Source organism: Nonomuraea sp. NPDC049637, from assembly GCF_040675235.1.
GTDB lineage: Bacteria > Actinomycetota > Actinomycetes > Streptosporangiales > Streptosporangiaceae > Nonomuraea.
On the sequence record NZ_JBFAOM010000004.1, the window covers coordinates 239,427 to 258,027 of the forward strand.

Sequence of the window (18,601 nt, forward strand, 5' to 3'; positions counted from 1 at the left end):
AAAAATCATGAAGATTCGCTCGATATTGGGTGCTGCTGCGCTGTCCCTGTTGCTCGCCGCATGCGGTACGTCGCAGTCCGCGACCTCCACCCCTGCCGCCGAGTCGGCCGACACGGTGCTGAAGGTGGGCGCGAGCCCCGTCCCGCACGGCGAGATCCTGAAATTCGTCAAGGACAACCTGGCCCCGGCCGCCGGGCTGAAGCTGGAGATCGTCGAGTTCACCGACTACGTCCAGCCGAACGTGCAGCTCGACGAGGGCCAGCTGAACGCCAACTTCTTCCAGCACAAGCCCTACCTGGACGACTTCAACGCCTCCAAGGGCACCAAGCTGAGCTTCGTCACCCCGGTGCACCTGGAGCCGCTCGGCCTGTACTCCAAGAAGATCACCTCGCTGTCGGCGCTGGCGGACGGGGCCACCGTGGCCGTCCCCAACGACGCCACGAACCTCGGCCGCTCGCTCAAGCTGCTCGCCGACAACGGCCTGGTCAAGCTCAAGGACGGCGCGGGCACCGCGGCCACCGAGCGCGACGTCACGGACAACCCCAAGAAGCTGCAGTTCAAGCCCCTTGAGGCGGCCCAGCTCCCGCGCTCGCTCGACGACGTGGACGCCGCGGTGATCAACGGCAACTACGCCATCGAGGCCGGGCTCAAGCCCGCGAGCCAGGCGCTGGTGCTGGAGAAGACCGAGGGCAACCCGTACGTCAACGGGCTCGTCGTCCAGGCCGGCCACGAGAAGGACGCCAACATCGTCACCCTCGGCAAGCTGCTCCAGGACCCGAAGGTCAAGGACTTCATCAAGCAGAAGTACGAGGGCTCGGTGATCCCCGCCGAGTGACGCCCGTCGAGTGATCCCGGCGTCGGCCTGATCCCCGTGTCGGTCGGTGCCCAAGCCGCGGCTCCCCGGTGGAGGGCCGCGGCTTCGGCGCGCCCTAGCGCCCTCGCCGAACGACCGAATACTGTTCTAATATGTATCCGGGAGCCATCGCAGCCGTCACCCCCGACAAGCCCGCTGTGATCATGGCGGGCTCCGGGCGGGTCCTCACCTACCGCGAGCTCGAAGAGGAGTCCAACCGCCTGGCCCACGCCTTCCGCGCGGCCGGGCTCAAGCCCGGCGACCACGTCGCCTTCATGCTCGCCAACCACCCGCTCTTCCTGGCCATCGCCTGGGCCGCGCACCGCGCGGGCCTGTACTACACGCCGATCAGCTCCCGCCTGCAGACCGACGAACTCGCCTACATCGTGGACAACTGCGGCGCCCGGGTCTTCATCTCCAGCGCGAACCTGGCGGAAGTGGCCGGCTCGATCACCGGCGCCACGCCGCGGGTGGAGCTGCGGCTCATGCTCGACGGCGTCGCCGAGGGCTTCGCCTCCTACGAGGAGACGGTGGCCGGCTGCCCGGTCACCCCGATCGCCGACGAGTGCCAGGGCGCCGACATGCTCTACTCCTCCGGCACGACCGGCCGTCCGAAGGGCGTCAAGGTGGCCGCCTCGCTGGCCCCGCTGAGCGAGTCGAACACGCTGGTCCGGCTCATCCAGGGGCTGTTCGCGCCGTCGGCCGACAGCGTCTACCTCTCGCCCGCGCCGCTGTACCACGCCGCGCCGCTGCGCTACTGCCTGTCCTTCCAGCGGCTCGGCGCCACGGTGGTGGTGATGGAACGCTTCGACCCCGAGGAGTACCTGCGGCTGGTCGAGCGGTACGGGGTGACGCACTCACAGCTCGTCCCGACGATGTTCATCAAGATGCTGAAGCTGCCGGAGGAGACCCGGACGAAGTACGATCTGTCGTCGCTGGTCTGCGCCATCCACGCCGCCGCGCCGTGTCCCGTGCCGGTCAAGGAGCAGATGATCTCCTGGTGGGGGCCGGTCATCCACGAGTACTACGCGGGCACCGAGGGCAACGGCTTCCTCTACGTCGGCTCCCAGGACTGGCTGGAGCACAAGGGCACGGTCGGCCGCTCGCTGCTCGGCGTCGTGCACGTCTGCGACGAGGACGGCGAGGACCTGCCGCCGGGCGAGCACGGCACGGTCTACTTCGAGAACGGCGCCCGCTTCGAGTACCACGGCGACCCCGACAAGACCCGCTCGGCGCAGGACCCGAAGGGCCGGGGCTGGACCACCCTCGGCGACATCGGCTACCTGGACGCCGACGGTTTCCTGTACCTCACGGACCGCCGCTCGTACATGATCATCTCGGGTGGGGTGAACATCTACCCGCAGGAGGCGGAGAACGTGCTGGCCGTCCATCCCAAGGTGGCCGACGTGGCCGTGTTCGGCGTACCGGACGAGGAGATGGGGGAGCAGGTCAAGGCCGTCGTCCAGGCGATGACGGCGGCGGAGGCGGGGCCGGCGCTGGAGGCGGAGCTGATCGCGTACTGCCGGGAGCATCTGGCCCACTACAAGTGCCCGAAGTCGGTCGACTTCCGCGACGAGCTCCCGCGCCACCCGACCGGCAAACTCTACAAACGCCTCCTGAGGGACGAATACTGGCCCACCCGCACCTGAGCGCCGCTCCCGGCCGCCTAGGGTGCTGGCCATGACGGACCGCCCGGTCGTGGGCCAGTGCGAGTGCGGCGCGGCCGCCGGACCGCTGGGCGCCTGCGTGGACTACTACCACGCCGTCCTGTCCGAAGAGCAGGGCGACCCCGGCATGTACCGGTGGCACGCGGTGGTGGTCTGCGCGTACTTCCTGCAGCATCCGTCCGGGGCGCACCCGAAGTACCTCGACGGCCAGTTCCGCCAGTTGCAGCTCTGCCTGGACCGGGGCCTGGACGCGCTGCTTCGCGTGGGAGCCCGCCAGGTGGCCAGGAACAGGCGCGGGACGCGGCCGGTCGACGACCTGGAGCCGTTGTCGGCGTACGCGCCGCTCCCGCCGGGTGGGCCGCCCCGGCACTTCCGCGCCACGTTCCGCGACCTCCCGGTCCGGGACGGCAGCTTCGTGTCCGACGGTCACCCGGCCTACGGCCGGCGCATCGAGACGATCGCCGAAGCCACAGTGGAATCCTGGCGCTCCCTCCAAACCTGACCCCGCCCGAGGCGGAGGCCGTGGCTCCTTGTCAACGGATCGCGCTGTCGGTGCCCACCCTGCGCATCGAGGCGGCCGTCCGTGCCCGCCGCTGACCGGACCCGCCGGTGTACGGAGACCGCGTGAAGCCCCAGAATGGGGTCATGCGCCAGGAGATCGACCGGAGCAGGCTCAAGGTCACCAGCAGGCGGCAGATCGCGGAGATACGGGCCCGGCGGGCTCACGAGCGGGAGTGGCGTGAGGCGCGCAGGATGGCGCACCTGTACCGGAAGATCCGCCTCATCGGGAAGATGATGATCATCCCCGTCGCCATAGTGGTGGGAGTGCTGCGAGCCCTCGGCGTCATCCCGCCGCTGTGACCACACGTCACCGCCCACGTGCGGGCTCGCCCGCACCGCCGTACAAAAGTGGTTTGTAGATTCTTTTCTGTTTTTGTGTGCATATGTCTGGCCCGTGAGCAGCGCAGATAAAGCGTGAGTGAGTCGTCTCGCAGCGTTCCGATCACCGCCTTAACCAGCTCTTACGCCCCTCTTGGCACCCTTGAGTCATAGGGACTTGAGGGAGATGACAGATGAACGCGAACGAGCCTCGCGAGCAGGGCACCGGCGGGTGGAGCCAGTTCGGCGCCACCCCGCCGGCCGCCGGGGGCTTCCCCCGGCGGGACACGATCGTCATGGAGCAGCCGCCTCCTCCTCCGCCGTCCACCCCCGTCAAGGCGCGGCTCAACGCCGGGCAGAAGGCCGTCGCCGGGCTCGCGCTGGCCGCGATGGCCATCGGCGGCGGTGTCGTGGGGGCCGCCGTCGCGACCGCGTTCCAGCCCGAGCCGCAGCAGGTGGTCAGCGCGCCGAGCCCGGTGCTCAGGTCCGCCTCCAACCAGCTCTCCACCGCTGAGGTGGCTGAGCGGGTGCAGCCGTCGGTGGTCATGATCCAGGGGCAGACGGGCGAGGGTTCGGGGGTCGTGCTCTCCGAGGACGGCCTCATCCTCACCAACAACCACGTGGTCGTCGGCGCCTCGCAGGGCGGGGGTCAGATGACGGTCAAGTTCAGCGACGGCAAGACCGCCAAGGCCAAGGTGGTGGGCACCGACCCGGCCACCGACCTCGCGGTCATCAAGGCCGAGGACGTCTCGGGGCTGACCAAGGCCATGCTGGGCGACAGCGACCAGCTCAAGGTCGGCGACGACGTGCTGGCCATCGGCAGCCCCCTCGGCCTGGACGGGTCGGTCAGCCGGGGCATCGTCAGCGCCCTGAACCGCACGCTCAAGCTGGGCGGCGAGCAGCGTCAGCAGCTTCCCCCCGGGTTCGGCGGCGAGCAGCAGCAGGGCCAGGTGGAGGGCACCACCATCGGCGACGTCATCCAGACCGACGCCGCGATCAACCCCGGCAACTCCGGCGGCGCACTGGTGAACGCGGCGGGCGCGCTCGTCGGCATCAACACCGCCATCGCCTCCGACGCGGCCGGCGGCGGCGTCGGCTTCGCGATCCCGGTCAACACCGCCAAGCAGGTCGCCGAGCAGCTCATCAAGAGCGGCAAGGTCAGCCACGCCTTCCTCGGCGTGAGCGTCACCGACGCCACCGGCGACGTGCCCGGCGCGCTGATCCGGCAGGTGACCGCGGACAGCCCGGCGGCGAAGGCCGGGCTGCAGGAGGGCGACCTGATCACCAAGATTGGGGACACACCTGTTGACTCAGGCGATACGGTTGTTGGACAGGTCAGAGGTTTCAAACCGGGCCAACAGGTCAAGATCACATATATGAGGGACGGTCGGTCCGCGGAGGCCACCGTCACCCTCCAAGAGAAGAAGTGAACACCAGGACCCCCTCCCGGAGACGGGTGTGCCGTTGAGATCGCTGCGGACTCGGCGGCACACCCCCCCATCAGGCGAGACGCCGGCCTATCAAGCGAAACGCCGGCCCTCGTCGCGGCGGTAGGCCCAGGTGGCGGCGGCCGCCGCGACCACCGTCCAGACGCCCAGCATGATCAGCGCGATCCCGTCCGGGCGGACCCCGGCGATGGCCGCCCAGATCAGCTCGGCCGCGCCCCTGGACGGAACGTACGGCGAGACGGCCTCCACGATGTCCGGCAGGATCTGCGGCGGCAGGATCAGCCCGCCCACGATCGCCACGGGGAAGAAGACGATCTGCGCCACCGCGAGCGCCGCCTTCGACGGCAGCGTCAGGCCGAGGAACAGGCCGATCAGCATGAACGGCACCCCTCCGCCGACCAGCGCGGCCAGCCCCAGGGCCAGCCGGACCGGCGTGATGACCGCCTCGGTCAGCAGGGCCGCGACCACCAGCACCGGCACCACCGACAGCAGCATGAGGACCACCGTCGAGACCATCCGCCCGGCCAGCCGCGGGAACGGCCCGGCGGGCAGCGTGCGGGTGTAGGGGTCCCAGGGCTGCTCGCGATCCTGCGAGACCGACGCGCTGAGCCCGATCACCGCCGAGGACATGGCGCCGAAGAACATCAGCGCCCCCGTCGCCGACGTCGCCGCGGCCGGGTCGCCGCCCGCGAACGGCACCACGAACGCCAGCATCGAGATGGCCGGGAACATGGAGCTGGCCAGGATCCCGATGGGCACCCTGAACTGCTCGACGAGCTGCAGCCGGGTGTGGGCCACGATCAGGCTAGACATGCGCGCTCTCCTTGGGGGGCGAGGTCGAGGTGATGGTGAGGAAGGCCTCCTCCAGCGTGGTCGGCCTGACCTCCAGCCCCGAGAACGGGATGCCGCTGCGCACCAGCTCGACCACCAGGCGGTCGGGGTCGGTGGTCAGCAGGCTGACGCGGCCGTCCTGGCGTTCGGTGCTGAGCACGCCGGGCAGCTCGGGCAGGTCCCCGGCGTCGAGCGAGACGCGCCGCACGCCCACCATGTCGCGCACGGCCCGCACGGTGTCGTCGGCCAGGACGCGTCCCTGCCCGACGACGACCACGCGCTGGGCCAGCGCCTCGATCTCCTCCAGGTAGTGGCTGGTCAGGACGACCGTGCCGCCTTCGGCGTGGAAGGCCTGGATGCCGTCCCAGAGGGTGCGCCTGGCCTCGACGTCGAGGCCGGTCGTCGGCTCGTCCAGGAACACCAGGCGCGGGCGGCCGGCGAAGGCCAGCGCCACGGCCAGGCGCCGCTTCTGCCCGCCGGACAGCCCGCCCACCTGCCGCTTGACCAGGTCGCTCAGGCCGAAGCGGTCGAGCAGTTCGTCCCTGCCGAGCGCGTCGGGGAAGTGGGCGCGCACGAAGTCGGCGATCTCGCCGACCCGCAGCGACTCGGGCAGGCCGGTCTCCTGCGGGGTCACGCCGATGCCCCGGCGCGTGACGGGGTCCTGGGGCGAGCCGCCGAACAGCTCGACCGTGCCGGAGGTCGGGCGGCGCAGCCCGACGAACAGGTTGATCAGGGTGGACTTGCCCGCGCCGTTCGGGCCGAGCAGGCCGACCAGCTCTCCGGCCCGGATGTCGAGCGAGACGCGGTCGAGCGCGAGCACGTCCCCGTAGCGGCGGGTGACCTCCACCGTTCTGGCGAGGGCCGTCATGGGGTTCCTCCAGCGTTGTCGAGCAAGGCGCGGATCGCCTTGGTGTAGTCCTCGAAGGCCAGCCGTCCGCGCTGGGTGAGCGCGACGTACGTGACGGGGGTGCGGCCCTTGTGGGTCTTGGTGATGCGGACGTAACCGGCGTCCTCCAGCTTGGTCAGGTGCACCGAGAGGTTGCCGGCCGTCATCCCGAGCAGGTCCTTCAGCGAGGGGAAGGCGATCTCGTCGCGCCCGCCGAGGGTGTTGAGCGTGGCGACCACCCGCAGCCTGGCCTGCGCGTGGATCACCGGGTCGAGCTCGGGGACGGCCCCGTCGGGGCTCACATCCGCCGCCGCAGCACGACGCCGGCCGCGATGTAGCCGCCGCCGGTCAGCACGGCCGTCAGCAGCGCGTGCCAGCCGGCGCCGAGCATGACGCCCACGCCGTTGACGACCGCCGTCCACACGCCGACGAAGAACATCGGCCAGTACGTCCAGATCGCGCCGCCGGCCATGTAGAGCAGCGCGACGAGCGTCATGAAGCCGCCGCCCCACAGCAGGCCGCTCTCGGCGGCGGGGAGCTGGGGACTGAAGCGGATGGCGATCACCGTCATGGAGACCAGGCCGGCCATCCAGGCGTAGCCGTACATCATGCCCTTGGCCGAGGTCTCGCCGCGGACCTGCGCCCCCATCTTCACCATGGCGAAGATCGCGATCGCCCCGGCCAGCGACATGCCGGCGAACAGCACCGTGATCGCCTGCGGGTGGGAGATCGGCGCGTAGGGCACGCCGTCGAGGCCGTAGTGCAGGAACAGCGCCGTGAAGCCGAGCAGCCAGGCCACGCCCCAGGGCACGTACAGCAGCACCGGGTCGCCGTGCAGCCGCCGGACCGTGGCGGTGCGTTGCTGCTCGATCAGCCGCAGCGTCTCCTCGGGGGTGCGCGCTCCGTCGTCGTCCACCATGCCAACTCCTCTTACCCGCAAACAGGTTTGCATCATAAACCTGATGGCGACGCAAACTCAAAGCGTGGGCAAAGGGATCGGCTAGCGCCTGGTCAGCGCCTCGGACTCCCACAGGTCGCGGTAGTAACCGGGCACCGCCACCAGCTCGTCATGCCGTCCGCGCTGGACGACGCGGCCCTCGTCGAGCACCACGACCTCGTCCACCGACTCCAGGCCCTTGAGCCGGTGGGTCACCAGGACGGTGGTGCGGTCGCGGATGACGTCCAGCAGGTCGGCCATCAGGCGGTCGGCGGTCTCCTCGTCGAGCGCCTCGGCGGGCTCGTCCAGCAACAGCACGGGCGGGTCGTACAGCAGCGCCCTGGCCAGGGCCAGGCGCTGGAGCTGGCCGCCGGAGACGGTCCTGCCGTCCTCGCCGAGCTCGGCGTCCCAGCCGACGCGCTCGGCCCACGGGCCGAGCCTGGCCTCCCGCACGGCCGCCGCCAGCCGCTCGTCGCCGGCGTCCGGCCCGGCCAGGCGCAGGTTGTCGCGCAGGGTGGTGCGGAAGATGTACGGGTCCTGGGTGAGGCCGGTCATCAGCGTGCGGACGTCGTCGCCGGACAGGTCGCGCAGGTCGGTCCCGTTGACCCGCACGCTGCCCGACTCCGGCTCGACCAGGCGCATCAGCGCGGCCAGCAGCGTGCTCTTGCCCGCGCCGCTCGGGCCGACGATCGCCACCCGGCGGCCGGGGGTCAGGCGCAGGGAGACGCCGTCGAGCGCGGGCCTGGCGGCCTCGGGGTGGCGGACGACGAGGCCGTCGACCTCGACCGTCAGCGGAGCCGACGGCACGGGCGCGGGCGCGGCGGGCTCGGCGACGGCCGGCGCGGCGGCGCGGACCTCGCGCAGCCGCCGGATCGCGGCGGTGATCCCGGCCATGCGCTCGCCCGCCGCCGCCAGCGGCAGCACCGGCTCGAACGACACCAGCGCGGTCAGCGCGAGCACCGCCGTGGCGACGGAGCCGGCGCCCGCCCCCTGGGCGAGCAGCACGATGGCCGCCACCGTCAGGCCCTGGGCCAGCGTGCCGACCGCCAGGGCGGCGGCGTGCACGCGCGACTGGCGGCGCTCCAGCGCGGCCAGCGCCTCGTCGGCGGCCAGCGCGCCGGACAGCGCCCGCTCGCCCGCGCCGTAGGCGGCCAGGTCGGCCGAGCCGTGCACGAGGTCGGCCACGCGGGCCGCCAGCGCGGCCCTGGCCGGCGCGATCCGGGCCGACCAGCGGCGCGCGGCGGCGGCGGTCGCGGCGGGCAGCAGCACGCCCGCCACCACGAGCCCGGCCACCAGCACCAGCGCGGTCAGCGGCAGCACGAACAGCCCGATGGCGACCGCGGCCAGCCCGGTCAGCAGCGCGGCGGCGGCCGGGAGCAGCGCGCGGACCAGCAGGTCCTGGACGGCCTCGGTGTCATCCACCATGCGGCTGAGCAGGTCGGCGCCGCCGTGGCGGGGGCGCTGGGGCGGGACGAGCGCCTGGTAGAGCCGCTCGCGGGTGCCTGCCTGGGCGCGCAGGGCCACGTCGTGGCCGGTGAGCCGTTCGGCGTAGCGGAAGACGCCCTTGCCGGTCGCGAACGCCCTGGTCGCCACGATGGCCACGCTCAGCGCGGCCAGGGACGGCTGCTGCGCGGCCCTGGTGATCAGCCAGGCGGCGGCCGCGATCAGCCCCAGCCCGGCCAGGTCGGCGGCAGCCCCCGCCAGCACGGCCCAGGCCAGCCGGGTGCCCATACGCCGGTTCATCGCGCGCTCCCCTCGGGAAGGGAGGCCACGCTCTGCGGCTCCCGGTGACCGTCGCCGTCCGGGCGGGCGGGCGGACGGTCGCGGGTGGTGTCGGAGACGACGCGGCCCTCGTGCACCCGCACGATCCGGTCGGCCAGGTCGATCATCGCGGGCCGGTGGGCGACGATGACGGCGGTGCGCCCTCGCGCCAGCTCCGCGGTGGCGGCCACGACGGCGGCCTCGCTGCGGCCGTCGAGGCGGGCGGTGGGCTCGTCGAGCAGCAGCGCCGTGGCGTCCGGGCGGCAGAAGCCCCGGGCCAGCGCCACGCGCTGCCGCTGGCCGGCCGACAGGTTCGCGCCGCGCTCGCCGACCACGGTGTCGAACCCCTGGGGCAGGCCGTCCACGAAGTCGGCGTGCGCGGCGGCGGCCGCCCGCCGGACCTGCTCCAGGGTGGCGCCGGGCGCGCCGAGCCGGATATTGTCGGCCACCGAGGTGGTGAACAGGTGGGGCCGCTGCGGCACGTACGCCAGGGCCGCCCGCCAGCTGTCCAGGTCCAGCTCGCGCAGGTCGGCGCCGTCGACCAGGACGCGTCCCTCGGCCGGGCGCAGGAAGCCCAGGACCAGGTGGAGCAGCGTGCTCTTGCCGCCGCCGCTCTCGCCGACCAGCGCCACCCGCTCGCCGGGCGCGATGGTGAGCGTCACGTTCTCCAGGGCGGGCTCGTCCCTGCCGGGGTAGCGGACGGTCACGTTCTCCAGGCGGATCTCCGGCGCGCCGTGCCCGTCGTACCGGCGGGCCGGGCCGGACGGGCCGGACGGGTCGCCGGCGGCCTCGTCCAGGACCGCGAAGGCCGCGTCGGCGGCGGCCACCCCCTCCATGGAGGCGTGGAACCGGGTGCCCATGGCCCGCAGCGGCAGGTACGCCTCCGGCGCCAGCAGCAGCACCAGCAGCGCCGTCGTCAGGTCCAGCGAGCCGCCGAGCAGCCGCAGCCCGATCGGCACCGCCACCAGCGCCAGCGACAGCGACGCGCACAGCTCCAGCACCAGCGACGACAGGAACGCCACCCGCAACGTGCGCATGGTCGCGCTGCGGTGGGCGTCGGCGACCTGCCGGATGACCGTGGCCTGGTAACGGGCCCGCCCGAAGGCGCGCAGCGTGGGCAGCCCGCGCACCACGTCGAGGAAGTGCCCGCCGAGCCGCGACAGGGCGTGGAACTGCCGCTCGGTGACCGCCTTGGTGGTCATGCCGACCAGCGCGCCGAAGACGGGGATCAGCGGCAGCGTCACCAGGACGATCACCGCGCTGCCCAGGTCGGCGGTGAACAGCCGGACCAGCACGGCCACCGGCACCACGGCCGCCACCGCGATCGAGGGCAGGTAGCCGGTCAGGTAGGCGTCGAGGCCGTCCAGGCCGCGGCCGGTCAGCGTGACCAGCTCGCCCGACCGGTGACCGGTCAGCCTGGACGGGCCCAGCTCGCCCAGGCGGGCCAGCAGCCGGTGGCGCAGCGCGGACTTCACGCCCGTCGCGGTGCGCCCGGCGAAGACGCCCTGCGTCCAGGCCAGCAGCGCCCGGACGCCCACGACGGCGGCCAGCGCCCCCAGCGCGGCAGCGGTGAACCGGCCCGACAGCACGCCGGCCAGCAGCTCGGCCTGCGCGAGCACGAGGAGCCCGGCGAGCACGGCCGCGACCATGGTGACGGTCAGGTGGCGGCGCACCGAGCGCTCGGCCCGCATGAGCCGCAGAAGATCCTTATGCACGTGGCCTTCAGAAGAACGAGGGGAGCGGGACGGCGCCCTTACCTGGCCGGAAAGTCCGCCATACCCATACTTGCGCGCCCAGCATGATCGGCGCGAACGGCAACGCCATGACACTGAGCACATTCAACGTAGCCGCCGGCGCGCTGTGCTCCAGCAAGTACGGCATGGCCCCCGCCAGCAGGCCGATCGCGGGCAGCGCGGCCACCAGCCCGGACAGCAGCAGCGCCCGCCCCGAACGCACGGCCCCGAACGCGCCCGGCTCCCGCCAGGCCAGGAACGTCCACCCGTGGAAGGCGAACAGCAGGGTGACCAGCACGCCCAGCAGCACCCCGACCGGATGCACCGGCGAGGAGGCGAACCCGGTTGCGGCGGCGTGCAGCGCCATGCCCCACCCGAACGACAACCCCAGCGACCCGAACGCGATCATCGCGTCCCAGAAGCCGCGCCACCGCGCGCCGTCCAGCCGCCGCCGGAACCACAACCCGGCGTCGCGCACGATCCAGCTCAGCAGCATGGCCACCACCAGCGGGTAGAGCCCGAACAGCACCTCGCCCTCCAGGCGCGGGTACACCCCGAACAGCGTCCCGGCCACCGCCACCAGCCACACCTCGTTGGCCAGCACGAACGGCGCCATCGCGGCCACCATGCGGTCGCGGTCGCCGCGCGTCCTGCCCAGCACCGGCAGCAGCAGGCCGACGCCGAGGTCGAAGCCCTCGAGGGCGAAGTACCCGGCCAGCAGGACCGCGAAGAACAGGAACCAGATCACTTCCATGTCAGCACTCCTAGTAGCTCATCGCCGGGGCGGGCTCGGCGCCGGCCTGGACCGCCCCGAGGTCGAGGTCACGCGGGCCGCGCCGGACGACCCGGGCGATGAGGACGTAGTCGACGACCGCCAGCAGCCCCAGCACGCCGGCGAACCCGATCAGCGAGGCCGTGACCATGCCCGAGGTCAGGCCGGGCGTCAGGGCGTCGGCCACGGTGAGCTTGTGCCAGACCATCCACGGCTGGCGGCCGATCTCCCTGGCCATCCAGCCCAGGATCGCCAGCGCGAACGGCACCGGGGTCATCACGATCAGCACGGTGTGCGTCCACCGCCAGCGCGGCAGCCAGTAGATGAGCGGCAGGAGCACGAACAGCAGCACGAACCCCAGGAGCTGGCCGATCTCGATCATGAGGCCGAGCGGCACCCCGGCGCCCGCGTCGCCGTCGAACTTGCCCTCCTGGACGCCGCCGAACTGCGCGTACCCGAACCCCAGGGCCAGGAAGGCGCCGACCGCCGCCACGCCGACGCCCGTGCGCAGCGACCGGGCGAAGAACAGCGTCTCGCGGGTGCGCCGCCGCAGCTGGTACGCGCTGGCCCCGGCCAGCACCAGGCCGCCGGTCAGCAGGCCCGCGCCGATGACGTGGGGGAAGGAGAAGACCAGCGTCTTGTTGGTGAGCAGGGCGCCGAAGTCGACCAGCTCCAGCCGGCCGTTCCTGACCACCGAGCCTGCCGGGTTCTGCAGGAAGGAGTTGGCGACCATGATGAAGAACGCGCTGGCGTACGCGGTCAGCGTCACCAGCCAGATGCAGGCCAGGTGCAGCCACTTGGGCAGCCGCCCCCACCCGAAGATCCACAACCCGAGGAACGTGGACTCCAGGAAGAAGGCCACCAGCGTCTCCATGGCCAGCGGCGCGCCGAACACGTCTCCGGCGTAGTGGGACAGCCCGCTCCACGACAGCCCGAACTGGAACTCCATCACCAGGCCGGTGACGATGCCCAGGGCGTAGTTGATGACGTAGATCTGCCCCCAGAACCGCGTCATGCCGCCGTGCAGCGCGCTGCCGGAGAGCACGTGGCGGGTGTGCATGAGCGCCACGACCGGCGCCAGCCCGAGCGTGAGCACGACGAACAGGAAGTGCAGGCTTCCCGTCACGGCGAACTGCGTGCGGGCGAGTTCGAGTACGTCCATTCGATCGACTCCGTTGTTGTGTCTACCTACATATAGGCAGCCTACATGTAGACTGGCTACATGGCGAACGGTTGTCTAGGATCTGGAGCATGAATCCAGACGCGCTGCGCGGGCACATGGACGCGTTGCTGCTCTCGGTGCTGGAGCGGGAGCCGCTGCACGGCTACGCCATCATCGAGGCGCTCCAGGAGCGCAGCGGGGGCGCGCTGAGCGTGCCCACCGGCACCGTCTATCCGGCGCTGCGGCGGCTGGAGCGGGTCGGCTACCTGGCCAGCGAGTGGGCCACGGTGGGCGGGCGCAAGCGGCGCACGTACCGGCTGACCGACCCGGGCAGGAAGCAGCTCGAAGGGGAGCGGTCGGCCTGGCGCGAGTTCACCAGCGTGATCGGCGGCGTGCTCCAGGCCGACCCCCGGGCCGACGCGCGGGCCTCAGGCTGAGGCGGCCGAGGAGGTCGAGGAGGCTCAGGAGACTCAGGAGGCTCAGGAGGCCGCGGCGGGCCGGCGGGTGCGGCTGACCCGCAGGCAGCGCGTCGCGCCGTAGATCTGCAGGCCCCAGAACGCGGTGGTGACCAGGTTCGCCAGGAACGCGGGCAGGTAGCCGGTCATCGTGCCCGGACCGGGCGGGCTGTAGGACAGCACGAGGCTCATCGCGCCGCCGAGCGGCAGCATGCCCCACACGACGATGCCCAGCGACCTGGTGACCAGGTGCGGGCGGCGGATCCAGCGGGCGCCGCGGCCCAGCGCCAGCAGGGCGAGGCCGCCGTACAGGCCGGTGGCGAGCTGGCAGACGTCGAGCAGCTTCGAGATCAGGTGGTACCAGGCCGGACGGCCCATCCACAGCGCCGGGTCGGCGGGGTAGGTGCGCCACACCATCGACCACATGAGCGCGGTCAGCGGGACGCTGATGAACAGCAGCAGCCCCAGCCGCCGCCCGGCCGCGGCGGTCAGCTCGCTCTGGTAGCCGGGGGCGATCTCGGTGACCGGGCCGAACTCCGCCACCGCCAGCCGCTCGGCCTCGGCGCGGTCGAGGCCGTCGGCCTCCAGGGCGTCGGCGGTGTCGGAGAGGCTGTCGCGGGCCTCGACGACCAGGTCGCGCTTCGCGCCGGACGGGCCGGAGAGCGCGCGATCGAGGTCGGCCACGTAGTCGTCGATCCGCATGATCCCAGTCTACGGAGTACGCCGCCGATGGCCTATCAGGGAAGACCCCGATATTTCGCGCCGCGACTTGATATGTCGGAAAAATCCTACGTATAGTGTCCGACATGCTGATTTCCGGGATCCTCACCGTCACCGTGCCCGTCGCCGACCAGGCGCGGGCGCTCGACTTCTACACCGGCGTGCTCGACTTCGAGGTGCGCACCGACAACCCGTTCCCGATGGGCCGCTGGCTCACCGTCGCGCCCAAGGGCGCGGCGACCGCGCTCCTGCTGGCCTCCTGGTTCCCCGACATGGCCCCCGTCGGCGGGCTCGTGGTGGCCGCGCCCGACCTCGACGCCCTGGCCGCCCGGCTCGCCGCGCACGACGTCGCCTTCGAGGGGCCGAGCGAGCAGGCGTGGGGACGCCAGCTGCTCTTCCAGGACCCGTTCGGCAACGGGTTCGTGGTCAGCCAGGCATGACCGCCGACCACGTCTTCACCGCGCTGGCCAGCCCGGCCCGGCGCGAACTGCTGCGCCTGCTGCTCCAGGAGGGCCCCCAGCCCGCCGGGCGGCTGGCCGAGCGCTTCGACATGAGCCGGCCCAGCGTCTCGGAGCACCTCAAGGTGCTCAAGGACGCCGGGCTCGTGGCCGAGGCCCGCAAGGGGCGCGAACGGCACTACCAGCTGGAGGCCGAGCCGCTCATGGAGATCCGCGACTGGCTCACCCCGTACGAGAGGTTCTGGCGCGAGAAGCTGACCGGCCTGTCCGCGCTGCTCGACGAGATGGAGGACGACGATGGCTGACGACCGGACCGCGATCAGGCTGGACGAGTTCCTCAAGCACCCGCCGGCCAAGGTGTGGCGGGCGCTGACCGATCCCGAGCTGATGGCCCGCTGGCTGATGCCCAACGACTTCCGGCTGGAGGTGGGCCACCGGTTCACCTTCACCACCCAGCCGAGGAAGGCGGTGGGGTTCGACGGGACGGTCCACTGCCAGGTGCTGGAGTTCGAGGCGGAGAAGCTGCTGCGGATCAGCTGGAGCGACCGCAAGCAGGCCGACTGGACGGTCACCTGGCGGCTGGTGCCGGAGGGCCGGGGCACCCGCCTGTTCCTCGACCACGAGGGTTTCGACCCCGACGACCCCACCCAGCAGTTCTCCCGCCGGATCATGGGCGGCGGCTGGCCCCGGCACTTCACCGTCATCGGCGACCTGGCCGCCACCCTCTGATCCGGCTTCCTGCACGGCCGGCTTCCTGCACGGCCGGCTTCCTACATGGCCGGGTTCCTACATGGCCGGGAGCTCGCGGGTCAGGCGCGAGCTCCACGGGCACCAGTGGCCGCCCGGCAGGAACGCGCCGCCCGCCTCGTCGAGGTGGTCCTCCACGTACGTCATGCTCGCGTCGCAGACCTCGATGGCCACGTCGAAGAAATTGATCGTCTCGGGCTGCAGGTGGTAGCTCCACCGGGCGTTGTAGGCGACGGGCCGCTTGACGATGCGGCCGTGCACGTGCGGCCGCTCGTCGGTGGCGCCGGCCAGCAGGTCGCGGGCGTGCCGGATGGAGCCGGGGTCGGTGAGCTGGATGACGAACCGGGACCGGCCGTCGGTGTCGGTGAACTCGAAGTACGCCTCTCCGGCCGCCTGGGCCGGGACGGCTCCCGCCGCGGCGAGCAGGACGACGGACGCCAGCACAGCACTGATCTTGGTGACGATGCGGGGCACGGGGGACACCTCCGAAACTGTCGGCCGCACTCTGCGGCTCGTCACCCAAAGTAATCGAGCGAATGCGCAAAGTCACTACGACGGAAGCCGGAGGCGGGCCATGACCCGCGCGGCCACCTCCTGCGGCGACCGGCCGTCGGTGTCCAGGCGCACGTCGCCCGCCCCCGCGCGGTCCAGGGCTGCGGCCTCCCGCGCCGCCCGTCCGGCCACGGCCCGCAGGGCGTCCGGGCCGAGCCCGCGCAGCTCGTCGCCGGGCGTGGCCGGGCCTCCTCCCCGGCCGCGCAGCAGCACGCGTTCCAGCAGCGTGGCGGGGGAGGCGTGCAGCCGGAACACGGTCGGCGTCAGGCCGGGAAGCAGGCGGGTGCAGGCGCGGACGGCCTCGTCGGAGTCCGCGCCGCCGGAGACGACCAGGCATTCGGCCCCGGCCGCCCGGTACCCGTCCCACAGCGCGGCCAGACCGCCGGCCCTGAGCCGGCGGCCCTCCTCAGGCGTGGACGGGCGCAGCGCGGAGATCTGCCGCAGATCGACGTAGGCGGCCCGTCCGCCCGACCGGTGAACACGGCTGAAGACCTCGTAGCCGACCGTCGACTTCCCGGCCGCCGTCGCCCCCGAGAACCACACCAGGGGAACCGGCGCACCGGCACCGGCACCCCCGCCCCGAACAGCCGAGGCGGGCACCGGCCCGGCGACGGGTGCGGTGAGGGGGGCGGTTACGTGGGCGGTGCCGGGTGCGGTGAGGGGGGCGGTGACGGGTGCACGGGCGGGTGCGGTGACAGGTTCGGTGGCGGAGGCGGGGGTGGGCGGCGGCCATCCGCCCAGCCGGTCGAGCACCAGCCGGGCCGTCTCGGCCACCGTCCGGCCGCCGGTGTCCACGCACAGGTCGGCGTACCGGCTGCGGTCCTGCTCGACGGCCTCGGCCACGGCCGCCTCCACCAGGTCCGGACGCCAGCCGCGCCCCAGGAACCGCTCCCGCAGCTCCGCGTGGGGCACCCGCAGCCGGCACACGGTGAACGCCGCGCCGGGCAGCAGCGCGGTGTACTCGCCGACCTCCTCGGGCGTGTCCACGAAACCGGCCAGCACCAGGCAGCGCATCCCGGCGCGCCGGAACCCGGGCCACAGGGCCGCCAGGTTGCGCGCCCGCAGGCGATGCGTGCCGCCCTCCGGCGCCGGATGGCACAGGGCGATCTGGTCGGTGTCGAGGAATGCCGCCTTGACGCCGTTGCGACCCAGCCGGTCGAAGATCTCCCAGCCGGCCGAGGACTTGCCGGCGCCCGTGGGGCCCGTCAACCACAGCAGCGGCAGCGGATCGTTACTCACCGGCGCGACCCTAGCGAGCCCGGTCCGCCGCCCACCACCGCATTTCGGCCCGCCCGCTGATGGATGACCGGACCGCCCGGCCCGGCTACTGGTGCAGGACCGGGTTGTGGTGGACCGCCTGGCGGGCCGCGTGCGAGGTGGAGCTCCACAACACCGCCGCCGCCGTCAGCGCCGCGAGCAGGGTGCACCAGGCGACCGCGCGTCCGAGGCGCATGCCGTACCCCCACAGCAGCCACGACAGCGACAGCCACCAGTGCTCACCGGCCTGGCGGCGCATCTCCATGGCGGCGAAGGCGAAGTCCGCCGAGGTGTCGCGGTCCTCGATCCGGCCGCGCAGCTCGGCGTAGAGGGAGGCCAGCAGGTCGGGGGTGGGGGGCGAGCCGCCGGCGGCGTCCCAGCCGCGCAGGGCGTGCTCGTCGGCCAGCGCGCTGCGCCGCGAGATCCAGCGCAGCATCGGACGGCGCAGGCTGACCCGCACCCCGCGCGGCGTGAGCGCGAACGTGCAGTTCCTGACCCGCACCCCGGCCGGGTGCGTGAGCCCGGCGAAGCCGCATCCCGACAGGTCGAGGCCGGTCAGCGTGAGGCTGGCGGCGTCCACCTGGCGCAGCGAGCTCAGCATCGACAGGCCCTTGCCGGTCACCGAGGCGGGCCCGTGCAGCACGGCGCCCTCCAGGTCGGCGCTGGAGTCGGTCAGCCGCACGGTGGCGGCCCCGAAGACCTCGGCGCGCCGCAGGTCCACCCCGCAGCGCGCGACCGTCACGTCGAGCAGGCCGTCGGCGCGGGTGCGCGCGGCCGAGAGCCTGCCGGAGGCCGACAGGTAGGCGTCCCCGGCGAAGTGGGCGTAGTCGAACCCCGCCTGTCCGCGCACCTTGCGGAAGGAGAGGGTCCGGCCGAACCTGGCCCCGCGGAACGTGGCGCCGGTGCCCAGACGGGCGTCGTCGAAGGTGGCGTACCCGTCGAACCGGGCGCCCTCGCAGGAGAGCCCGTGCTCGAAGACGGCCTGGCCGAACAGCGCGTCGCGGGACATGACGGCCCGGTCCAGCGAGACGTGCCCACGGACGCGTACGCCGTGGAAGGACAGCTCGCGCGTGAACCTGGCCGCCGCCAGCGACACGTTCCCCTCGAAACGGGCCCCGAAGAAGGAGGCGAGCCGCTCGAACCTGGCTCCGTCGAGCGACACGTCCCCGGCGAACGTCACGCCCGACAGCCTGACGTCGCCGGTGAACCTGGCCCGGTCGAGCCGGGCGCGGCCCGGTCTGCAACTCGTCGCCTCCAGGACCCGCGCGAGCAGGTCGCCGTTGACGGTGGTGCCGCGGAGGTCGAGCAGCCTGCCGGGGGACAACCGGGCGAGGACGGCGGGCAGGTCCTCGGCCGGCAGATGCGCCAGGCACAGGCCGGACGGCTGTTGGGCGATTCCGGGGCAGGCAGCAGAAAACGCGCAGGTGACCCAGTCCATGCACTGGTCATACCCGCGTGCCGCCAATGTCAAGGTTCGATGATT

Annotated in this window: 21 protein-coding genes; 9 read left to right on the forward strand and 12 right to left on the reverse strand. The window is 72.5% G+C overall.

Annotation, left to right across the window (positions count from 1 at the left end; all coding sequences use genetic code 11):
• Positions 1-7 precede the first annotated feature (7 nt).
• The 5 genes from AB0J71_RS07945 to AB0J71_RS07965 all read left to right on the forward strand — a co-directional run bounded on the left by AB0J71_RS07945 (position 8) and on the right by AB0J71_RS07965 (position 4,829).
• Positions 8-835, forward strand: a complete 828-nt coding sequence (locus AB0J71_RS07945; RefSeq protein ID WP_364413344.1) for a MetQ/NlpA family ABC transporter substrate-binding protein — start codon at positions 8-10, stop codon at positions 833-835.
• A 131-nt stretch (positions 836-966) separates the two neighbouring features.
• On the forward strand, positions 967-2,502 hold the full coding sequence (locus AB0J71_RS07950) for an AMP-binding protein (protein WP_364413346.1): 1,536 nt from the start codon (positions 967-969) through the stop codon (positions 2,500-2,502).
• Between the two features lie 31 nt (positions 2,503-2,533).
• The gene (locus tag AB0J71_RS07955) at positions 2,534-3,022 is read left to right on the forward strand and encodes a DUF5946 family protein (protein WP_364413348.1); all 489 of its coding nucleotides are present in this window, start codon (positions 2,534-2,536) and stop codon (positions 3,020-3,022) included.
• A 122-nt stretch (positions 3,023-3,144) separates the two neighbouring features.
• Entirely contained in the window at positions 3,145-3,381 is a 237-nt protein-coding gene (locus AB0J71_RS07960; RefSeq protein WP_352329092.1) for a hypothetical protein, read from the forward strand.
• Between the two features lie 212 nt (positions 3,382-3,593).
• Positions 3,594-4,829 (forward strand): trypsin-like peptidase domain-containing protein, encoded by a 1,236-nt coding sequence (locus tag AB0J71_RS07965; RefSeq protein ID WP_364389704.1) that lies wholly within the window; start codon positions 3,594-3,596, stop codon positions 4,827-4,829.
• 90 nt (positions 4,830-4,919) lie between these two features.
• Here AB0J71_RS07965 and AB0J71_RS07970 read toward each other — a convergent pair whose 3' ends face one another.
• From AB0J71_RS07970 to AB0J71_RS08005, 8 genes are all read right to left on the reverse strand, one after another.
• On the reverse strand, positions 4,920-5,660 hold the full coding sequence (locus AB0J71_RS07970) for an ABC transporter permease (RefSeq protein WP_352331117.1): 741 nt from the start codon (positions 5,658-5,660) through the stop codon (positions 4,920-4,922).
• Positions 5,653-6,546 (reverse strand): ABC transporter ATP-binding protein, encoded by an 894-nt coding sequence (locus tag AB0J71_RS07975; protein ID WP_364389706.1) that lies wholly within the window; start codon positions 6,544-6,546, stop codon positions 5,653-5,655. The genes AB0J71_RS07970 and AB0J71_RS07975 overlap by 8 nt, the downstream gene beginning before the upstream one ends.
• Positions 6,543-6,866: a transcriptional regulator gene (locus AB0J71_RS07980; protein ID WP_352328377.1), complete on the reverse strand. Its 324-nt coding sequence runs from the start codon at positions 6,864-6,866 to the stop codon at positions 6,543-6,545. The genes AB0J71_RS07975 and AB0J71_RS07980 overlap by 4 nt, the downstream gene beginning before the upstream one ends.
• On the reverse strand, positions 6,863-7,483 hold the full coding sequence (locus AB0J71_RS07985) for a hypothetical protein (protein ID WP_352328376.1): 621 nt from the start codon (positions 7,481-7,483) through the stop codon (positions 6,863-6,865). The genes AB0J71_RS07980 and AB0J71_RS07985 overlap by 4 nt, the downstream gene beginning before the upstream one ends.
• A gap of 81 nt (positions 7,484-7,564) precedes the next feature.
• On the reverse strand, positions 7,565-9,244 hold the full coding sequence (cydC, locus tag AB0J71_RS07990; protein WP_352328375.1) for a thiol reductant ABC exporter subunit CydC: 1,680 nt from the start codon (positions 9,242-9,244) through the stop codon (positions 7,565-7,567).
• Positions 9,241-10,977 carry a thiol reductant ABC exporter subunit CydD gene (gene cydD / locus AB0J71_RS07995; protein WP_352328374.1) on the reverse strand — a complete coding sequence of 579 codons (1,737 nt, stop codon included), beginning with the start codon at positions 10,975-10,977 and terminating at the stop codon, positions 9,241-9,243. Before cydD ends, cydC begins: the two co-directional genes overlap by 4 nt.
• A 7-nt stretch (positions 10,978-10,984) precedes the next feature.
• Positions 10,985-11,749, reverse strand: coding sequence for a cytochrome d ubiquinol oxidase subunit II (locus AB0J71_RS08000; protein ID WP_352328373.1), 765 nt, complete (start codon positions 11,747-11,749; stop codon positions 10,985-10,987).
• A 10-nt stretch (positions 11,750-11,759) separates the two neighbouring features.
• On the reverse strand, positions 11,760-12,929 hold the full coding sequence (locus AB0J71_RS08005) for a cytochrome ubiquinol oxidase subunit I (RefSeq protein ID WP_352328372.1): 1,170 nt from the start codon (positions 12,927-12,929) through the stop codon (positions 11,760-11,762).
• 89 nt (positions 12,930-13,018) lie between these two features.
• Between AB0J71_RS08005 and AB0J71_RS08010 the strand changes: the two genes are divergently transcribed.
• Positions 13,019-13,366: a helix-turn-helix transcriptional regulator gene (locus AB0J71_RS08010; protein WP_364413350.1), complete on the forward strand. Its 348-nt coding sequence runs from the start codon at positions 13,019-13,021 to the stop codon at positions 13,364-13,366.
• A 42-nt stretch (positions 13,367-13,408) separates the two neighbouring features.
• Here AB0J71_RS08010 and AB0J71_RS08015 read toward each other — a convergent pair whose 3' ends face one another.
• Complete coding sequence (locus AB0J71_RS08015) at positions 13,409-14,086, reverse strand: permease prefix domain 1-containing protein (protein ID WP_364413351.1); 678 nt, start codon at positions 14,084-14,086, stop codon at positions 13,409-13,411.
• Positions 14,087-14,190: 104 nt separating this feature from the next.
• Here AB0J71_RS08015 and AB0J71_RS08020 point away from each other — a divergent pair, with 104 nt between their 5' ends.
• The 3 genes from AB0J71_RS08020 to AB0J71_RS08030 are packed head-to-tail and all read left to right on the forward strand — an operon-like array spanning position 14,191 to position 15,291.
• The gene (locus AB0J71_RS08020) at positions 14,191-14,544 is read left to right on the forward strand and encodes a VOC family protein (RefSeq protein WP_352328369.1); all 354 of its coding nucleotides are present in this window, start codon (positions 14,191-14,193) and stop codon (positions 14,542-14,544) included.
• A complete protein-coding gene (locus AB0J71_RS08025; RefSeq protein ID WP_364389710.1) occupies positions 14,541-14,867 on the forward strand; it encodes a metalloregulator ArsR/SmtB family transcription factor in 327 nt (108 codons plus the stop codon). The genes AB0J71_RS08020 and AB0J71_RS08025 overlap by 4 nt, the downstream gene beginning before the upstream one ends.
• The gene (locus tag AB0J71_RS08030) at positions 14,860-15,291 is read left to right on the forward strand and encodes an SRPBCC domain-containing protein (protein ID WP_364413353.1); all 432 of its coding nucleotides are present in this window, start codon (positions 14,860-14,862) and stop codon (positions 15,289-15,291) included. Before AB0J71_RS08025 ends, AB0J71_RS08030 begins: the two co-directional genes overlap by 8 nt.
• 57 nt (positions 15,292-15,348) lie before the next feature.
• Here the strand turns inward: AB0J71_RS08030 and AB0J71_RS08035 are convergent, their stop codons facing one another.
• From AB0J71_RS08035 to AB0J71_RS08045, 3 genes are all read right to left on the reverse strand, one after another.
• Complete coding sequence (locus AB0J71_RS08035; RefSeq protein ID WP_352330230.1) at positions 15,349-15,783, reverse strand: calmodulin-binding protein; 435 nt, start codon at positions 15,781-15,783, stop codon at positions 15,349-15,351.
• A gap of 75 nt (positions 15,784-15,858) precedes the next feature.
• Complete coding sequence (locus AB0J71_RS08040; RefSeq protein ID WP_364413355.1) at positions 15,859-17,100, reverse strand: hypothetical protein; 1,242 nt, start codon at positions 17,098-17,100, stop codon at positions 15,859-15,861.
• Between the two features lie 85 nt (positions 17,101-17,185).
• Positions 17,186-18,556 carry a pentapeptide repeat-containing protein gene (locus AB0J71_RS08045; protein WP_364413357.1) on the reverse strand — a complete coding sequence of 457 codons (1,371 nt, stop codon included), beginning with the start codon at positions 18,554-18,556 and terminating at the stop codon, positions 17,186-17,188.
• Positions 18,557-18,601: the final 45 nt, after the last annotated feature.